The sequence below is a fragment of the Streptomyces sulphureus DSM 40104 genome, assembly GCF_000381025.1.
Taxonomy (GTDB): Bacteria; Actinomycetota; Actinomycetes; order Streptomycetales; family Streptomycetaceae; genus Streptomyces; species Streptomyces sulphureus.
The window spans coordinates 426,816-441,900 of record NZ_KB905816.1; the positions used below are offsets into that span (position 1 = coordinate 426,816).

The following is a 15,085-nucleotide window of genomic DNA, read 5'->3' on the forward strand; positions in this document are numbered from 1 at the left end:
GGGACGCCCCTCCCTCACGTGAACATGGCCCGCGCGACGACGACCCGCTGCACCTCGGTCGCCCCCTCGCCGAGCCGCTTGACTCGCAGATCCCTGAACCAGCGCTCCAGGGGGAGTTCGGTGGCCATCCCCAGCGCACCGTGCACCTGGATGCACCGGTCCAGCACCCGGCAGGCGACCTCGGTGCCGTACATCTTGCTGATCGAGGCGTCCACCTTGACGTCCTTGCCGAGGTCCGCGTTCCAGGCCGCCTGGTACATCAGCAGCCGGGCGGCCCGCAGTTCGACCTCGCTGTCCACGAGCATCCACTGGATGCCCTGCTTGTCGGCGAGGGCTCCCCCGAAGACCTGCCGGTCCCTGGCCCACTCCACGGTCATCGCCAGCGCGGTCTGCGCGATGCCGATGGGCGCGGCGGAGTAGAGGATCCTCCCCCTCACCAGGAACTCCCCCGCGAGCGCGAAGCCCTTGCCCTCCTCGCCCACCAGGTTCGCTGCGGGGATTCGGGCGTCCTCGAAGTGCACCTCGAACGGCGAGAAGGAGGCCATGACGTCGATCGGCCGGAACGACACCCCCGGGGTGCCCTTCTCCACCACGAAGCAGGAGATGCCGTTCCGGCCCTCGCCGGTCCGCGCGTAGACCACTCCCCAGTCGGCGCCCTCGGCATGGCTGGTCCACAGCTTGGTGCCGTTGAGGAGATAGTCGTCGCCGTCGCGCACGGCCCGCAGTTGGATGGCTCGGGCCGGGTCGGAGCCGCCCGATGCCTCACTGATCGCGGTGTACGTCCTGCTCGCGGTCCCCTCGATCACCGGCCTCGCGTATTTCTCGAACTGCTCCTCGCTTGCCCGGAACAGTACGTTCGGCGGGTTGCCTCCGAAGGCCCCGAGAGCCGGAAAGAACGCCCCCATACGGCACTTGGCGGCCTCCTCGGCCACCACGGCCTGGCCGAGCACGCTCAGCCCCGCTCCCCCGTACTCGGCCGGGGTCTGCAAGGACCACAGGCCCAGCTTCCTCGCCTTCTCCTGCAACGGCAGCAGTAGCTCATCGGGGAGCCCCGTCGCGTCGTGCGGCAGGGTCGCTTCCAAGGGCGCCACCTCGGAGGCCATGAAACGCCGGACCGTCTCGCGCAGCATGCGCAGCTCGGCCGGCAGCTCCCAGGCCCCCGTCTCCTCGGGTGGCGCCGGCTGCGGGCGCGGATCGTCGCGCGTCATCGCCGTGCCTGTGCACCGAACCGGAGGGCTCGGGCGCTCTCCAACTGCGGCACGTGGTTCGCCTCGTACTGGGCTATCCACTCCTCGGGCAGCTTGCCCCAGGCCGGGCCGATGCGCAGTCGCTCGCCACCGTGCAGCACCTCGGCCGCCACCACGTCGCCGACGAAGATCGAGCTCTCCTGGACGTCGAGGGTGCCGGTGACCCGGGCTTCCACGTAGCTGTGGGCGTCGAGCAGGACGGGGGCTCCGGTGACACCAGGCTCGGTACGCAGCCGGGAGAGCTTGTCCCCGTCCCTGCCGGAGCTGCCGCCGAGGGTCTTGAGGATTTCGAGCGAGCTATCGACCTGGGCGTCCTCCGCGCTGAGCAGGTGCATCACGAAGATGCCGGAGTCCAGGACCATGTCGTGGGTCCTGTTGTACTTGGTGAGGCTGATGGTGGCCCGGGGCGCCTCGGGGATGATGCTGGCCGCTCCAGCGGAGAGCGACACCAGGCCGTTGGCGAAGCCGCCGTCGACGGTGGTGATCGCCACGGGGAAGGGCCGGAGCCCGGAGAGGACGCGATCGGCCGCTTCGAGGTCAAGTGTCATGGCTACCTTCTCAGTTGACGTGCCAGGTGTTCCGGCCGTACAGCGTCTGCTGCAAGTCCGCGTCGCCGGCGCCGCGCGCCTGCGCGGTCTGCTCGCGCGCCGACTCGTCGTACGTGGGCCTGGCGACCGCGCGCACGATGCCGGTGACGGTGTGGGTCAGCTCCTGATCGCTCAGGCGAGCGAGCGCGAACGCGTACTCCGGATCGTCGGTGTAGGCGTCGTGCCGCACCACGTCCGCCGCCGCGACCTCGGCGGTGGCCGCGACCCGTAGGCCGAAGCCGCGCCGCACGACGCACCACTCGCCGTCGTCACCGAAGACGATCGGCTCCCCGTGCCGCAGCGGGATCAGGTGGTCGCCCGCCTCCTCCTTGCGCAGCACGTCGAAGGAGCCGTCGTTGAAGACCGGGCAGTCCTGCAGAATCTCGACGAAGGCGGAGCCGCGGTGTTCGGCAGCGGCGGAGAGGACCTCGGTGAGGCCCTGCCGATCGGAGTCGAGCGCCCTGGCGGCGAAGCTCGCCTCGGCGCCGAGGGCCAGGGAAAGTGTGTTGAAGGGGGCGTCGACAGAGCCCATGGGAGTCGACTTCGTGATCTTGCCCTGCTCCGAGGTGGGCGAGTACTGGCCCTTGGTGAGCCCGTAGATGCGGTTGTTGAAGAGCAGGATGCGCATGTCGACGTTGCGACGCAGCGCGTGGATCAGGTGGTTGCCGCCGATGGAGAGGGCGTCTCCGTCACCGGTCACCACCCAGACCGACAGGTCGGGACGTGCCACGCTGAGCCCGGTGGCGAGGGTCGGCGCCCTGCCGTGGATGGAGTGGAAGCCGAAGGTCTCCAGGTAGTAAGGGAACCGCGAGGAGCACCCGATCCCGGAGAGGAAGGCGATGTTCTCCCGCTTGATGCCCAGCTTCGGCAGCAGGGCGCGGACGGTGGCGAGTACGGCGTAGTCACCGCAGCCCGGGCACCAGCGCACCTCCTGGTCGCTGGTGAAGTCCTTCGCCTTCAGCGGCACTTCGCTGCGGGGTATGAGGTCGAGGGCGCCGGCCGCGGGTGGGGTTCCGGCGACGGGCGCCTCGGGGACGGTGGACACCATGGTTCTCTCTTTCTGTCTGCGCCTGTGGTCCGCCCGGTCGATCCCTCGGAATCGGCCGGCTACCGCGTGACCGCGGCGGCCACGGCCCCGGCGGCCTTGTCGCGCTCCCGCGCGGTCGGCTCCTTCGCCGTCAGTTCCTCGCGCACGGCGTCGGCCAACTCCTCGGTGAGGAAGGCCGTTCCAGCGACCTTGGTGACGGGCCGCACGTCCACCTCGTGGCTCCCCCGCAGCAGCAGGGAGAGCTGCCCGAGGTTCATCTCGGGCACCACCACCCGCTCGTAGCGGCGCAGCATCTCATCGAGGTTCTCCGGGAACGGGTTGAGGTGGCGCAGGTGGGCGCGGGCGACCCGGTGGCCCTCGGCGCGCAGTCGGCGCACCGCCTCGCCGATCGGGCCGTACGTACTGCCCCAGCCGAGCACCAGCACCCGGGCCGTGTCCGGGTCGTCGACGGCGAGTTCGGGCACGCGGACGCCGTCTACCTTGGCGCGGCGCAGTCGGGTCATGCGCTCGTGGTTGGCGGGGTCGTAGGAGATGTTCCCCGTGCCGTCGGACTTCTCCAGGCCGCCGATCCGGTGTTCGAGACCGGGGGTACCGGGGAGTGCCCACTCCCTCGCGAGGGTGTGCGGGTCGCGTGCGTAGGGCTGGTGTGCGACGCCCTCGGACGGCGGCGCCGTCGCGAAGTCCGGTTGAATGCGCGGGAGTTCGGCGAGCCGTGGGACCATCCAGGGCTCGGCGCCGTTGGCGAGGGAGCCGTCCGAGAGCAGCAGCACCGGGGTGCGGTAGGTGACCGCGGTACGGGCCGCCTCCACGGCGGCGGCGAAGCAGTCGCCCGGCGACTGCGGGGCGACCACCGGGACGGGCGACTCGCCGTTGCGGCCGAAGAGCGCCTGCAACAGGTCGGCCTGCTCGGTCTTGGTCGGCAGCCCCGTCGAGGGGCCGCCGCGCTGCACGCAGACGACGACGAGGGGGAGTTCGGCCATCACGGCGAGTCCGATGCCCTCCGACTTCAGGGCGAGCCCGGGCCCCGAGGTGCTGGTGACCCCGAGCGCCCCGCCCCAAGAGGCGCCGATCGCGGCGCCGACGGCGGCGATCTCGTCCTCCGCCTGGAAGGTGACCACGCCGTGCTGCCGGTTCCTGCTCAGCTCGTGCAGGATGTCCGAGGCCGGAGTGATCGGATAGCTGCCGAAGAAGACCTCCATGCCGGAGAGTTCACCGGCGGCCAGGAGCCCGTAGGCGAGGGCGGTGCTTCCGGTGATCTGCCGATAGGTGCCCTTGGGGAGGGCCGCGGGCGCCACCCGGTAACTGACGGCGAAGCTCTCCGTAGTCTCGCCGTAGTTCCAACCGGCCTTCAGCGCCAGCGTGTTCGCCTCCGCGAGGTCGGGCTCAGCGGCGAACTTCTCCGCCAGGAACCGCTCGGCCAGGGCGAGTTCGCGTCCGTAGAGCCAGCACAGCAGACCGAGCGCGAACATGTTCTTGGAGCGGGCCACGTCCTTCTTGCCCACCCCCGCCGGCTCGACGGCGCCGGCAGTCAGCGTCGTCATGGCGACCTCGTGTACCTGGTACTGCTCGAACTCGGCTGTCCGCAGCGGGTCCTCGCCGTATCCCGCCTTGGTGAGGTGACGTCTGCCGAACTCGTCGGAGTTGACCAGCAGGATGCCACCGGGGCGCAGGTCGCCGATGTTCGTGCGCAGCGCGGCGGGGTTCATCGCAACGAGGACGTCCGGCCTGTCCCCCGCGGTGAGGATGTCGTACTCGGCTATCTGGATCTGGAAACTGGAAACGCCGGGCAGCGTCCCCTGAGGCGCGCGGATCTCGGCCGGGAAGTTCGGCTGGGTGGCGAGGTCGTTGCCGAAGGCCGCGGCCTCGGCGGTGAAGCGGTCCCCGGCGAGCTGCATGCCGTCTCCGGAGTCGCCGGCGATCCGGATGACCACCTGCTCCCGCTTCTCGACGCGTGCGGAGGGGCGGGCTCGGTGCGAGGGGCCCCGGGGGGCAGGGGGTTGCTGGGCGGCCATGGTCAGCTCACTTCCTTGGAGTCCGTACGCGGGAGCGCCTCGTCGAGGAAGTCGAGCAGCCGCGCGGTGAAGACGTCGTTGTCGTCGCCGGCCACCATGTGGCCGACGTCCTGCACGTCGGCGACGGACAGGTGCGGGATCAACTCCCGCATCTCGGCGACCCCCTCGGCCGAGACGACGTCCGACTGAAGGCCCCGGACGAGCATCACCGGGCAGGTGAGGCTGCGGGCGGCGCGCCGACTGCGACGGTAGATCTCCGCACCGAGCGCGGCCTGTTCGTCGTCGGTCCTGCCGGGGGCGAGCATCGCGGGGTCCCAGTGCCAGTGCCAACGGCCCTCGCGCAGCCTGAGGTTCTTCTTCAGGCCCTCCAGCGAACCGGAGCGCCGTCGGTGCGGGTTGTAGGCGGCGATCGCGTCGGACGCCTCCTGGAGGGAGGCGAAGCCCTCGGGTGCACTCCCCATGAAGCGCTGGACGCGGCGGCTGCCTCCGGTCTCCACCCGTACCGCGATGTCCACCATGACGAGGGCCTCGGCGAGCCGGTGCTCGACGCCCATCCCCAGCAGCGCCACCTTGCCGCCGAGCGAGGCCCCGACGAGGGCGAGGGGGATTCCACCCCAGGTCTCCCTGAGCCGTGCGACGACCGAGAGCAGGTCCTCCAGGTGGGCGCCGGTGGTGTAGTCGCCGTCGGGTGCCCACTCGCTGTCGCCGTGGCCGCGCAGGTCCATCGAGACCGCGACCCAGCCGGACGAGGCGAGCCGCCTGCCGGTGCCGTGCCACGAGTGCCGGGTCTGCCCGCCGCCGTGCAGCAGCAGGACGACTCCCAGCGGGGCCCGCGCGGGCGGCGTCCAGACATCGGCCGCCAACTGCACTCCGTCTCCGGGCAATTCGACGTTTCGGTGGTCAGGCCGCACCGACGTCACCTCCTCCGGGGGCCTCCCCGTCCGAGCCTGCGGCCAGGGGCGGTCGGGCTCCGATGCCGTGCCTCACGGGTGTCATACGGCGGGCCGCCCGTCGCTGGGGACCTCGACCACCACGGCTCCCGCCTGGCCGCCGCCGGCGCACATCGCGGCGACACCGCGCCCGCCGCCGCGCCGGCGCAGCTCGTGCACGAGGGTGACGATCATCCGCGCACCGGAGGCCGCCACCGGGTGGCCGAGACTGCAGCCGCTGCCCGACGTGTTGACGCGCGCCTCGTCGATCCCGAGTTTCTTACAGGCGGCCACGGGCACCGAGGCGAACGCCTCGTTGATCTCCCAGAGCGCGACATCGCCGATCTCCAAGCCCGCGCGGTGCAGCACTTTGGGGATCACGTCGAGCACCGCGAGCCCGGTACGCGCGGGCTCGATGGCGGTCGAGGCCCACGCCGGCACCCGCGCCAGCGGGGTCAGCCCCTGTTCCCGGGCGAAGGAGCCGCCGACCACCATCACGGCCGCCGCCGCATCGTTGATGCCCGCCGCGTTCCCCGCCGTGATCGAGAAGCCCTCGATCTCCGGGTGCAGCACCCGCAGTTCGGCGAGCTGCTCGGCGGTGGAGCCCCTGCGCGGGTGCTCGTCGGTGGTGAAGGCCGCACGGGAGCCGTCCGCCCCGAGAGCCTGCACGGGCACGATCTCCTCCTCGAAGCGCCCCGCATCGATCGCGGCGACGGCGCGCTGGTGCGAGCGGGCAGCCCAGGCGTCCATCTCCGCACGGCTAATACCCACCTCCTGCGCGGTGTTCCAGCCGACGGTCAGCGACATGTCGCGGTTGGACGCCGCCGGGCTGTCCGGGTGCGTCGGCGGCATCCACCCCTCTTCGAACTCCTCGACGGTGCCGGGCACCCGGAACCGTTGCAGCGGCGACGTCGAGCTCGACTGGGTGCCGCCCGCGACGATCGCGCGCTCGGCGCCGGAGGCGATCGCGGCGGCGGCGTTGCCGACGGCGGTGAGGCTGCCGGCACAGTGCCGGTTCACTGCCTGCCCCGGTACCTGCGGCATGCCGGCGGTCACTGCGGCGTGCCGTGCGATGTCCCCGCCGCCGTAGTTGGACTCGGCGAGGATGACGTCGTCGACGAGGGCCGGGGCGAGGCCCGAGCGGCGCCGCACCTCCTCGACGACGACCTCGGCGAGCTCCATCGCGGTGGTATCCCGCAGGCTCCCCTTGAAGGCCCGCCCGATGGCGGTCCTGGCACCGGCGGCGATGACCGGCGTCTCTGTTCCTGGTAGCAACATCTGCGCTCCTGAACTGGTCGGCGTCAGCCGAGCGTGAAGGGGTCCCTGGTCTGTCCGCTCAGCTCCACCCAGACCGCCTTGGTCTCGGTGAAGTCCCGAACGGCCGCGCGGCCGTTCTCGCGCCCGATGCCGCTCGCACCCATCCCGCCGAACGGCACCTGGGGAGCCACGGCCCGGTAGGCGTTGACCCAGACGGTGCCGGCGCGCAGTCGGCCCGCGACGCGGTGCGCCCGGTGCACGTCCTTGGTCCACACCGACCCGGCGAGCCCGAACTCGGTGCTGTTGGCGTCGCGTACCGCCTCCTCCTCGTCGGCGAAGGTCGACACGACGAGGACGGGCCCGAAGATCTCCTCGCTGACGGCGCGCATCTGCCGGGTGACGTCAGTGAGGACCGTGGGCCGTACGAAGTAGCCGCCCAACTCCGGTTCTGGCACGCCGCCGCAGGCCACCGTGGCGCCTTCCGCGCGAGCTGACTCCAGGTGCGAGAGCACCTTGCGGTACTGGGGCTCGTTGGAGACGGGCCCCATCTCGGTCGCGGGATCGTGCGGATCGCCGAGCCTGATCGACTCGGCCCGCGCGACAACCTTGGCCACCAACTCCTCGGCGACGGCCTCGTGGACGAGGAGCCGGGAGCCGGCGAGACAGGTCTGCCCGGTGGCGGCGAAGATGCCCGCGATCACGCCATTGGCGGCGGCGTCCAAGTCGGCGTCGGGGAAGACTACTTGGGCGCTCTTGCCGCCCAGCTCCAACGAGAACCTGGTCAGGTTCCGCACCGCGGAGACTCCGACCTCGACGCCGGTGGCGGTGGAGCCGGTGAAGGCGATCCGGTCGACGTCCGGGTGCGAGGAGAGGGCGGCCCCGGTCTCCGGGCCCCAGCCGGTGACGACATTGACGACGCCGGGCGGGAAGCCGGCCTTCGTGAAGAGCCGGGCGAACGCGGCGGTGGAGGCCGGGGTGTGATCGCTCGGCTTCACCACGAAAGTGCAGCCGGCGGCGAGCCCGGCGGCCAACTTCCAGGTCAGCAGGAGCAGCGGCGAGTTCCACGGGGTGATCGCACCCACCACGCCCACCGGCTCGTGCCGGGTGTAGACGAAGTACTCCTGCTTGCCCGTGGGGATCGCCTCGCCCTGCACCTTGTCGGCGAGCCCTGCGAAGTACCGGTAGTACTCGGGTAGTCCGGCCATCTGTCCGGACATCTCCCGCAGCAGCTTGCCGCCGTCGCGGACCTCCAGCTCTGCGAGGTCGTCGGCTTCTTCGGCGATGACGTCGGCGAGCTGCCACAGGAGCCTGCCGCGCTCGCCGCCGCTCATCCGGCCCCACTCGCCGTCGAGCGCCTGCCTGGCGGCCCGCACCGCGGCGTCCACGTCCGCTCCGCCGCAGTCCGGGACCTCGGCCCACGGCTGCCCGGTGTAGGGGTCGAGGCTGCGGTAGGTACGCCCCGACACGGCGTCGGTCTCGACTCCGCCGATCAGCATGCGGAAGCTGCTGAGCTCCGCTGACTCCACAGCGTTCATGGCTCTCCCTCGGTCCTCGGTTGCGGGGTTCGGCGTCGCGGTGGTCGGACCGCGCGGCCCAGTGGTCAACGAAAGCGCGGGGGGCGCTTGTTCGCCCTGGCGTCGGTGAGACCCGCGCCCGCGTTTCCGATCTGTGTGTAGGAGAGGCCGTTGCGCTGCGCCATCGTCGGAGACATCTCCCGCGACTCCCAGATCGCACGCACCGTGCCCTGTACGGCTTCCGGCCTGCGTGCGGCGATCTCGGCCGCCAGCGCCCCGGCGGTTGACCACAGTTCGCCGGGTTCGGTGACCTCCGTGACCAGGCCGATCCGCAGTGCGGTCGCCGCGGTGATCCGCTCCTCGCTGCCGACGAGGGCCCAGCGCATGACGTCACCGAGAGGCACCCCGCGGGCGAGCATGCCCATCGGCTCGAGCGAGGAGACGATGCCGCCGTTGAGGTGCGGGTCGAAGAAGCTCGCTTCGGGCGAACTGATCACGATGTCGGACTCGTTGACGAAGTACATCGCACCGCCCGCGACCATTCCGTGCACGGCGCAGACCACGGGCTTCCAGACCCGGTGGTGCTTGGGTCCGAGCATCGCCCCCGGATCCTCCTGGTTCCAGACGCTCAGATGGGTCCACCACGGGCCGTCACTGAGATCGACACCACTACAGAAGGCGCGCTCGCCGTTGGCGCGCAGCACCGCGGCGTGTATGTCGTCGTCGTCGCGCACCAGGGCCCATGCTTCGGCGACCTCGGTCGCCATCTTCTCGTTGAAGCAGTTGAGCCGCTCGGGGCGGTTCAGGGTGAGTGTCGCGACGTGCGCGTCGACAGTGAGCTCGATCGTCGAGAACTCGGGGGCGGTCATCTCTTCTCCAGACTTCGGTACGGATACCCGGCGTTGGGTGCTGCCGCCTACCCGTACTCGCAACAGGGCACCAGGCCGACTCCGCCTCCGGCCGGGCATGCGGGCGCTCCGCGCTCACCGAGCCGCCGCGGGCCCGAGCTCCTCGGCCAGCAGGCGTTTGAGGATCTTGCCAGCGGGCCCCAGGGGGAACTCGGTGCGGTACTCGAAACGCCGCGGCTGCTTGTAGCCGGCCAGCTCGGCACGGCACAGCTCGGTCAACTCGGCGGTGAGTGCCGCCGTGTCGACCTTCTCCGCGGGTGCCGCCGGCACCACGACGGCCACCGGCGTCTCGCCCCACTCCGGGTCGGGCACCCCCACCACGGCGACCATGCCGACGTCGCCGTGCGCGCCGATGACCCGTTCGATCTCAGCGGGGTAGACGTTGAAACCGCCGGAGATGATCATCTCCGTCTTCCGGCCCGTGATGTGGAGGTACCTGTCCTCGTCGAGATAGCCCAGGTCTCCCGACCACAGGCCGTCCGAACGGAAGGTCCGTGCGCTCTGCTCGGGACGGTTCCAGTAGCCGGCGGCGTTGGCGTCGCTGCGGATGACGATCTCGCCCACCTCCCCCGGAGGAAGCTCCTCGCCCTCCGGGTCGACGATGCGTATCTCGCACATCGGCGTCTCCTGCCCGCAGGAGGTGGCGAGCGAGGAGCGGCCGGCGACGATCTCCCGGTGGTCCTGGGGCGTGAGGATCGTGGCCTGCCCACCGCACTCGGTCAGCCCGTAGCGCTGCTGGAGGTCGCAACCGAGCCGCTCCATCGCCTCCTTGGCGAGCCCCGGAGGGACCGGCGCGGAGCCGTAGCTGATCCGGCGCAGGCTGGAGGTGTCGCGCTCCGGCTCCTCTTCCAGCAGGCGGAGGGTGCGCTGGAGCATCGTGGGGATGAACGTGGTGAAGGTGACACGGCTGCGTTCGATCTCGTCGAGCACGGCCCGGGGGTCGAAGCGCTTGTGGATCACCATCGTCTGCCCGAGGTACGTCCAGGAGAGGGTGCGCACCATGCCGCCGGCCGTGAAGAAGGGCGTGGTGGCGAGGAAGACATCGGAGCGACCGCTCTCGGTGACGATGGTGGTGTCCCGGACCTGGTTGAGCATCCCGCGGTGGGTGTTGACCACCCCCTTGGAGCGGCCCGTCGTACCGCTGGTGTAGAGGATGAACTGCATGTCGTCGGGGGTCAGGTCCTTGGGTGTCGGGTCGGTGTCGGACGCCTCCCGCAGGGCGGTCTCGTACTCCTGGCCGAGTTCGAGGAGCAGGTCGAGCCCCTCCAGAGCCGCACCGAACCGCTGCAACTGTTCCGGGTGGACGAGGGCGGCGCGAGCGCCGGAGTCCTCCCGGATGTGGAGCAGTTCGTCGGCGGCGAGCCGTACGTTGACGGGCACCGCCACGAGACCGGCCTTGGCGAGACCGTAGATGATCTCCGGCCACTCGATGGCGTTGCGGGAGACGACCAGCACCCGGTCGCCCTTGGTCAGGCCGCTGGCGTGCAAATGGTTGCCAAGCCGGCAGGCCCTGTCGTCCACGACAGGCCAGGTGTGGACGCGGTCACCCTCGATCAGCGCGGGTTTGGCCGGGAAGCGCCGCGCGTTGTTCCGCGTGATGTCACCGACGAGCACGATTCCTCACAAGTCCTCAGGGATTCCGGGCAGTTCGGATCAGGTCAGATCAGGTCAGATCAGGAAGGCCAGAGTCTCCACCGGCCCCTGCGCATTGGTCAGGTGAACGATCTTGGAGACCAGCGAGTAGCCGCCGGGGCCCTGCCGCACCGTGTGGAGCACCCGGCCCGCCCAGATCCGCTGCTGGTTCCGGTACTCGAAGAGGGCGAAGTTCGACCCGACGCTCACGGTGTCGCCCTCCTGCGCCAGCAGCTCCATGTTGCTCAGCAGCCGCCGCATCACCGAAGGCGGCGTCTGCGCATGCCTGTTGCCGGTGTTCAGCTGAGCCACCCGGCTGTGGATACGCCGCCTGTTGTCGTTGATGTAGGAGAGCGTTCTCCTGGGGTCGTCGTCCGGGTGGAAGGGCACCCAGTAGAGCGCGTCCTCAGCCCACAGCTGCTCCCACTCGGAGTAGCGCCCCTCGTCGGCCAGGCGGGCCTCAAGGTAGAGGAAGGCGGCAATCTGCGGGTCGACCGGCGGCAACGGCTGCGGAGCGGCCGGCTGCTGGGTGTCCTGCCCGGTGTGGTCGGTCGTGGTCACCCTCGCGTCTCCTGTCCTACGACGTCGGCCCAGCGGCGGTAGAACCCTCGCTGCGGCGTCTCGGCACTCTTGTCGGCGTTGACGATTCCGGTGTCGTCCTCGATGTCCGTCTCCAACCCGCGTGCCAGGACGAGCCATTCGGGGTCGTGAGCGGCGAGTCCGGCCTGGTTGCGCATGCCGATCTCGCCGTCGTCGGCGATCAGGAAGCCGGCCGGACCCATCGCGCCCTCTGCGCGGCGCAGCGTGCGTTCGTTGAACCGGTCCTGGCCCGGCATGGCGGAGATCCCGGTGTAGGCGACGGTCTCGTCGGGCGCGACCGGCTCGACGTACATCACGCTCATCTCGGCGAGGAAGAGGTTCGGCCAGATCAGCGTGTGCGGCGGACCGACGACGAGTGCGTCGTGCGCCTGCTCGGGCCCGTACGCCTCCTCCATGGCCGCGACGTACTCCGGGAGCTTCTCGCGCGGAGCGCGGCCGTACCAGACGAACTCCTCGTCGAGTTTGCGGTACTCGGCCGAGTAGTCGATCTCCGAATGGCCCTGTCCGAGGTCCCGCACCACCACGTCGACCTTGCTCGGGACGTGGGAGACCTTGGCCCTGCGCACGGCGTCGTAGACCGAGGCGTGGGTGAAGAGCGCGTGGTACCCGTCGACGTTGTTCTCCACCACCATCTTCCAGTTGGCCCTGTGGAGGTGCTTCATCCAGCCGGAGCGCAGGTCGAGGGTGCCGGTGGGAGAGAGCGCCAGCAGCCGGTCGATCGCCCTCGTCGCACGCCCGAGGTGCTCGGCGAGCGAGGGGCCCTCCGGGGAGAGCGAGGCGAAGACGAAGCCCCCGTAGCTGTCCACCCGCGGCGCCTCGGCGAGCGCCAGGTCCTCGCGGACCTGCCGAAACGCCTCCCCGTAGCCGGTACGCATCGGCACCGCCGTGAGCGATCCGTCGTTGCTGAAGGTCCAGCCGTGGTAGGGGCAGCGGAACGAACCGGCGTTGCCCTGCGGAGCGTTGCACAGGCGGTTGGCCCGATGGCTGCACCGGTTGAGCAGCACCCGGATGCGACCGTCCTTGCCGCGCACCACAATGACCGGGTCGCTGCCGACGCGCCGCGTCAGGTAGTCGCCCTTCTCAGACACCTCGCTGTCGTGTGCCACGTAGACCCAGCCGGTCCGGAAGATCGTGTCCATCTCCCGCTGGAAGATCTCCGGCGAGGTGTAGACCGAGCCGTGCACCCGGTCGGGCTGTACGACGCGGCCGACGTCGAAGCCCTCCGTCACACCCGCGTCCTGCCGCGGGTCGGTTTCGACTGCTGTCATGAGCGCTCCTTTGTCTCGTTGCGGACGGGGAGCGAAGCGGCGGGAACCGCCACCCCGCCGACGCGGCGGAAGCCGATCGCCACCGGGTCGCCGATACGCGGCACGGACTCCGGGAGCCGCACCGTGGTCATGATCAACCGATGGCCGCTGCGGGTCTCGACGTCGAGCAGCGGATACGGCTCCGCCGTACGCACCAGGCCCGACTCCAGCCGATGCATCACGGTGACCGCGTGCACGGTCCCGTACGGCTCGACCGACTCCCAGCGCGCCCCGATGCCGCCGCAACCGTCGCAGACCCGCTGCTCCAGCTCGAACGGGAGCCGGCAGGCGGCACAGCGCGGCAAGGCCAACTCGCCCGCGTCCGCCGCTCGGTAGAGCGGAGCGAGCGGCTCCTCCTCGGCGAGCGGGGCGAGTTGCTCGTCGACGAGCCAGTCCGCTTCCGCCCGAGCCCGGGTGTCGTTCATGCGGCACGCTCTAGGACCATCGCGGCGTGGTGGTCGGCGCGGCCACCCATCCCGCTGACCAACGCGGTACCGGCGCCCGGCACCTGACGCGCCCCGCCCTCTTCCCGCAGTTGCACCACGGCTTCGGCGAGCGGCGTCATTCCCTGCAGATAGAACCCGGAGAGCTGGCCGCCACCGGTGTTGGTCGGCAGCGTGCCGCCCGGCCCGGTGGCGCCGGAGCCTACGAACTCGTCCACCCGTTCGGCACCGCAGAGCCCGTACTCCTCGAGCAGGAGCAGGGTCACGAGCGAGAACGGGTCGTAGAGCTGCGCCGTGTCCAGATCCGCACGCTTCATGCGGGCCTCGGTCAGGGCGTCGTCGACGGCCCTGCGCCCGCCGCCGAACCAGGACTCCGCACCTGCCCTGCGGCGCCGCACGGGGTGGTCGCGGCCGGCGCCGCGAACGGCGATCCGCACCGGGTGCCCGACGCCAGGATCGGCGCTGACGACCACCGCGACAGCACCGTTGACCGGTCGGGCGCAGTCCAGGCGGCGCAACGGGTCGCTGATCAACGGGCTGGCGTAGTACTCCTCTTCGGCGAGCGGCGCCCGCGCCACCGCGTACGGATTCCCCTCCGCCCAACGCCGCTGGGTCGTCGCGACGGTGCACAGGGCGTGGGGGCTGTTCCCCGTGGTGTGCAGCCAACGCTGGGCGAGGAGCGCGTACGTCGGCACGGAGCCGAGCAGGCCCGAGGCCCGCTCCAGCCCCCGCGTGCCGGTGCGCCCGCCGCTGTGCGCGTAGCTCGATCCCGCGCCCTTGCCCGTGGCGAGCGGCGCGTCGGCGAAGACGCAGACGACGGTGCGCGCGGTGCCCGACTCGACCGCGGTTCGGGCGCGTTGGAGCATCGCGAGGGTCGTCGCGCCCTTGATCTCCACGTGCTCGAGTAGCCGCAGATCGCCGAAGCCGCCCTGGAGTGCGAAGGCGACGCCCAGCCGGTCGGGGCGCACGCCCTGGCTGGAGCCGACCAACAGGCCGTCCACAGCAGCGTGTTCGGTACGCGCGTCGGCGAGCGCCGCCCCGACTGCGACGCAGGCGAGTTCGAGCGGCGAGGCACCGGGGGTGAGTGACATGCGCGTCATACCGAGCCCGACGAGAGCGGCCTCGCGCGGCGCGCTCACGCCTGCTCTCCAGGGGCGTGCGTCTCGGACGCGTGACCGTCGACCGAGCGGTCCCGGCGCTCGTCGCGGTAGGCGCCCACCCGCAGCCAGTCGGTACGGTCCTGCGGTGTTGCCAGGCAGAGGCTGGCGAGCTCCAGCGGAGTGAGGAAGATGTGGTCGCCGGTCTCGGCGTCCTCCACCAACAGCCTGGGACCGTTCCCTGATTCGTCCAGGCTGATGTGTACCACGGCGAACTCGTTGCCGAGCTCGGCGAGTCGACTGCGTCTCACGCGAGCCGCACGCGGTTGTTCGGACATCGGCATCCTCGCCCCGTCCCGTCGATCGGCCGGTTGCTGGATCCGTCCCGTCGGCGCTTGCCAACCGACGGGCGGTCCCCCATAGTCATAGCGTATGCCAGTGTCAGAAACAATGGTTTATGACAACCTCGTCACCGAGTAGATTCCTAGCTCCTTACCTGTTCAT

General features: G+C 70.7%; 14 protein-coding genes. All 14 read right to left on the reverse strand.

Going from position 1 to position 15,085, the window contains the following annotated elements:
- Positions 1-14: 14 nt before the first annotated feature.
- The 14 genes from F603_RS0113760 to F603_RS32120 all read right to left on the reverse strand — a co-directional run bounded on the left by F603_RS0113760 (position 15) and on the right by F603_RS32120 (position 14,892).
- Positions 15-1,208 (reverse strand): acyl-CoA dehydrogenase family protein, encoded by a 1,194-nt coding sequence (locus tag F603_RS0113760; RefSeq protein WP_019546586.1) that lies wholly within the window; start codon positions 1,206-1,208, stop codon positions 15-17.
- The gene (locus F603_RS0113765) at positions 1,205-1,795 is read right to left on the reverse strand and encodes a flavin reductase family protein (protein WP_019546587.1); all 591 of its coding nucleotides are present in this window, start codon (positions 1,793-1,795) and stop codon (positions 1,205-1,207) included. Before F603_RS0113765 ends, F603_RS0113760 begins: the two co-directional genes overlap by 4 nt.
- 10 nt (positions 1,796-1,805) lie before the next feature.
- On the reverse strand, positions 1,806-2,882 hold the full coding sequence (locus F603_RS0113770; protein WP_019546588.1) for a 2-oxoacid:ferredoxin oxidoreductase subunit beta: 1,077 nt from the start codon (positions 2,880-2,882) through the stop codon (positions 1,806-1,808).
- 59 nt (positions 2,883-2,941) lie between these two features.
- Entirely contained in the window at positions 2,942-4,894 is a 1,953-nt protein-coding gene (locus tag F603_RS0113775) for a 2-oxoacid:acceptor oxidoreductase subunit alpha (protein WP_019546589.1), read from the reverse strand.
- A 2-nt stretch (positions 4,895-4,896) separates the two neighbouring features.
- Complete coding sequence (locus tag F603_RS0113780) at positions 4,897-5,763, reverse strand: alpha/beta fold hydrolase (RefSeq protein WP_019546590.1); 867 nt, start codon at positions 5,761-5,763, stop codon at positions 4,897-4,899.
- A 123-nt stretch (positions 5,764-5,886) separates the two neighbouring features.
- Complete coding sequence (locus tag F603_RS0113785; protein WP_019546591.1) at positions 5,887-7,101, reverse strand: thiolase family protein; 1,215 nt, start codon at positions 7,099-7,101, stop codon at positions 5,887-5,889.
- Between the two features lie 23 nt (positions 7,102-7,124).
- Positions 7,125-8,615 carry an aldehyde dehydrogenase gene (locus F603_RS0113790; protein WP_019546592.1) on the reverse strand — a complete coding sequence of 497 codons (1,491 nt, stop codon included), beginning with the start codon at positions 8,613-8,615 and terminating at the stop codon, positions 7,125-7,127.
- 65 nt (positions 8,616-8,680) lie between these two features.
- Positions 8,681-9,463 (reverse strand): enoyl-CoA hydratase/isomerase family protein, encoded by a 783-nt coding sequence (locus tag F603_RS0113795; RefSeq protein WP_019546593.1) that lies wholly within the window; start codon positions 9,461-9,463, stop codon positions 8,681-8,683.
- A gap of 114 nt (positions 9,464-9,577) precedes the next feature.
- Positions 9,578-11,116 (reverse strand): class I adenylate-forming enzyme family protein, encoded by a 1,539-nt coding sequence (locus F603_RS0113800; RefSeq protein ID WP_019546594.1) that lies wholly within the window; start codon positions 11,114-11,116, stop codon positions 9,578-9,580.
- Positions 11,117-11,170: 54 nt separating this feature from the next.
- A complete protein-coding gene (locus F603_RS0113805; RefSeq protein WP_019546595.1) occupies positions 11,171-11,695 on the reverse strand; it encodes an aromatic-ring-hydroxylating dioxygenase subunit beta in 525 nt (174 codons plus the stop codon).
- Positions 11,692-13,002: an aromatic ring-hydroxylating oxygenase subunit alpha gene (locus F603_RS0113810; protein WP_019546596.1), complete on the reverse strand. Its 1,311-nt coding sequence runs from the start codon at positions 13,000-13,002 to the stop codon at positions 11,692-11,694. The genes F603_RS0113805 and F603_RS0113810 overlap by 4 nt, the downstream gene beginning before the upstream one ends.
- Positions 12,999-13,466 carry a Zn-ribbon domain-containing OB-fold protein gene (locus F603_RS0113815; protein WP_019546597.1) on the reverse strand — a complete coding sequence of 156 codons (468 nt, stop codon included), beginning with the start codon at positions 13,464-13,466 and terminating at the stop codon, positions 12,999-13,001. The genes F603_RS0113810 and F603_RS0113815 overlap by 4 nt, the downstream gene beginning before the upstream one ends.
- Positions 13,463-14,623: a thiolase family protein gene (locus F603_RS0113820; protein WP_019546598.1), complete on the reverse strand. Its 1,161-nt coding sequence runs from the start codon at positions 14,621-14,623 to the stop codon at positions 13,463-13,465. Before F603_RS0113820 ends, F603_RS0113815 begins: the two co-directional genes overlap by 4 nt.
- Positions 14,620-14,892 carry a hypothetical protein gene (locus F603_RS32120; RefSeq protein WP_211231079.1) on the reverse strand — a complete coding sequence of 91 codons (273 nt, stop codon included), beginning with the start codon at positions 14,890-14,892 and terminating at the stop codon, positions 14,620-14,622. The genes F603_RS0113820 and F603_RS32120 overlap by 4 nt, the downstream gene beginning before the upstream one ends.
- Positions 14,893-15,085: the final 193 nt, after the last annotated feature.

Bases quoted from the DNA above. Each gene is read 5' to 3' on its own strand.
- F603_RS0113760 (WP_019546586.1), bottom strand. From the start codon at position 1,208: ATGACGCGCGACGATCCGCGCCCGCAGCCGGCGCCACCCGAGGAGACG.
- F603_RS0113775 (WP_019546589.1), bottom strand. From the start codon at position 4,894: ATGGCCGCCCAGCAACCCCCTGCCCCCCGGGGCCCCTCGCACCGAGCC.
- F603_RS0113770 (WP_019546588.1), bottom strand. From the start codon at position 2,882: ATGGTGTCCACCGTCCCCGAGGCGCCCGTCGCCGGAACCCCACCCGCG.
- F603_RS0113810 (WP_019546596.1), bottom strand. From the start codon at position 13,002: ATGACAGCAGTCGAAACCGACCCGCGGCAGGACGCGGGTGTGACGGAG.
- F603_RS0113790 (WP_019546592.1), bottom strand. From the start codon at position 8,615: ATGAACGCTGTGGAGTCAGCGGAGCTCAGCAGCTTCCGCATGCTGATC.
- F603_RS0113795 (WP_019546593.1), bottom strand. From the start codon at position 9,463: ATGACCGCCCCCGAGTTCTCGACGATCGAGCTCACTGTCGACGCGCAC.
- F603_RS0113785 (WP_019546591.1), bottom strand. From the start codon at position 7,101: ATGTTGCTACCAGGAACAGAGACGCCGGTCATCGCCGCCGGTGCCAGG.
- F603_RS0113765 (WP_019546587.1), bottom strand. From the start codon at position 1,795: ATGACACTTGACCTCGAAGCGGCCGATCGCGTCCTCTCCGGGCTCCGG.
- F603_RS0113815 (WP_019546597.1), bottom strand. From the start codon at position 13,466: ATGAACGACACCCGGGCTCGGGCGGAAGCGGACTGGCTCGTCGACGAG.